This window comes from Bradyrhizobium sp. P5_C11_2 (assembly GCF_054049755.1).
This window is the reverse complement of the sequence record NZ_JBFULT010000836.1, coordinates 1-2268: the sequence shown is the minus strand read 5'-3', so window position 1 is coordinate 2268 and position 2268 is coordinate 1. Positions and strand designations below refer to the sequence as shown.

The 2268-nt window shown below is 65.8% G+C and carries 2 protein-coding genes; both read right to left on the bottom strand.

Annotated features, from left to right (window positions below; genetic code table 11):
- A partial coding sequence (locus tag ACXJL8_RS39210; RefSeq protein ID WP_456686830.1) for a homoserine dehydrogenase occupies positions 1-1231 on the bottom strand: 1231 nt, incomplete at its 3' end.
- Positions 1232-1260: 29 nt separating this feature from the next.
- The coding region (locus ACXJL8_RS39205) for an LL-diaminopimelate aminotransferase (protein ID WP_456686829.1) at positions 1261-2268 on the bottom strand (1008 nt) is incomplete at its 5' end.

Below are 2268 nucleotides of genomic sequence, written 5' to 3'. Positions count from 1 at the left end.
CCTCATGCGTCGCATAGGTGATCAGGATGACCGGCACGGGCACCGCCTTGCCGTTTGCCGGCGCGGCGCCGCCATTGGGATGACGCTGCACGATCGATTCGATCGAAATCTTCTGTTCTGCAAGCCGGGTCGCGATCGCAGCCGCGGTGCCCGGGAAATCGCGCGCCAGAAGRCGGATGTAGTAGCCGCCCTCGTGCCGCTCCATCGGCGCCTTCTTGGTGTCGCGCAGTTGCGAGATCGGCCGGCCGAACGGATTGGCGCGGATACCGCGCGCAACGTCGGCGATGTCGGCAACGACGGCGGATGCGGTCGCAGCACCGCCGGCGCCCGGGCCGACCAGCGTGATCGGCGGAATGCCCTCGCCATCGATCGTGACCGCATTGGTGACACCCATCACCTGCGCGATCGAGGAGGATTTTGGAACCATGGTCGGGTGCACGCGCTGCTCGATGCCCTTGGCGGTACGAACCGCAACACCGAGCAGCTTGACGCGGTAACCGAGATCGGCAGCCGCGCGCAGATCCTCCGGCGCGATGGACGAGATACCTTCGACATACACCGCGCTTTGAGCAACTTTCGTGCCGAAAGCGAGGCTGGCGAGGATGGCGAGTTTTTGCGCGGTATCATGGCCGTCGACGTCGAAGGACGGATTGGCCTCGGCATAGCCGAGCCGCTGCGCATCCTTCAGGCATTCGGCGAACGACAGGCTCTCCTGCTCCATCCGGGTCAGGATGTAATTGCAGGTGCCGTTGAGGATGCCGTAGATGCGGTTGATGCCGGTTCCCGCAAGACCCTCGCGTAACGTTTTGATGACGGGGATCGCGGCGCCGACGGCTGCCTCGAAATTCAGCGCACCGCCGTGCTTTTCGGCGGCTTTTGCCAGCTTGAGCCCGTGCTTGGCGAGCAACGCCTTGTTGGCGGTGACGACGGACTTGCCGGCGTTGAGCGCGGCTTCGACCGCGGAGAGCGCGGGGTCGCCGGCGCCGCCCATCAGCTCGACGAAGCAGTCGATGCCGGGATGCGTGGCCAGCGCCATCGGATCCTTGGCCCATTCGACGCCACGCAGATCGACGCCGCGCTTCTTCGCCTTCGAGCGCGCGGTGACGGCGACGACGCGAATGCCGCGGCCGCTGCGGCCGGCGAGCACGCGGGCTTGCGTTTCAATCAGACGGACAACTTCGGCGCCCACGGTGCCGAGCCCCGCTATGCCCACTTTCAGGGGTGCGACCATGATGCTTTTCGAAAACCTGCCGAGGAGAATTAGCGCCGATTGGCGAGCGGAACGACGTTGTGCAACGTTTCGATGCCGCTTTCAAGGAAGCGGCGCACGCCGCGCGCGGCCTGCCTGATCCGTTGCTCGTTTTCCACCATGGCGATGCGGACATATCCTTCACCATGCTCGCCGAAGCCGACGCCGGGCGACACCACGACGCCGGATTTCTCCACCATCAGGGTTGCGAACTGCATGCTGCCGACGCTGCGGAACGCTTCCGGCAGCGGCGCCCAGGCGAACATCGAGGCGTCCGGCGGCGGAATCTCCCAGCCGGCGCGGCCGAACGATTCGACCAGCGCGTCGCGGCGCTTGCGATAGGTGTCGCGCATCTCCTTGATGCAATCGTCGGGCCCGTTCAGCGCGGCGGTCGCAGCGACCTGCACCGGCGTGAAGGCGCCGTAATCGAGATAGGATTTGACGCGGGCGAGCGCCGCGATCACGCGCTCGTTGCCGACCGCAAAGCCCATGCGCCAGCCGGCCATCGAATAGGTCTTCGACATCGAGGTGAACTCGACGGTGACGTCGATTGCGCCGGGCACCTGGAGCACCGAGGGCGGCGGGTTGTTCTCGTCGAAATAGACCTCGGCATAAGCGAGATCGGACAGGATCAGGATCTCGTGCTTCTTCGCGAACGCCACGAGGTCCGTGTAGAAGTCGAGGCTCGCGACATAGGCGGTCGGGTTCGAGGGGTAGCAGACCACCAGCGCCAGCGGCTTCGGGATCGAATGCACGATCGCCCGCTCCACCGCCTCGAAGAACTGCGGCGTCGGCTCCGACGGCACCGAGCGGATCACGCCGCCCGCCATCAAAAAGCCGAAGGCGTGAATCGGGTAACTAGGGTTCGGGCACAGGATGACGTCGCCGGGCGCGGTGATCGCCTGGGCCACGTTGGCAAAGCCCTCCTTGGAGCCGAGCGTCGCCACCACTTCGGTGTCCGGGTTGAGCTTCACGCCGAAGCGGCGGGCATAATAGCCGGCCTGGGCCCGGCGCAGTCC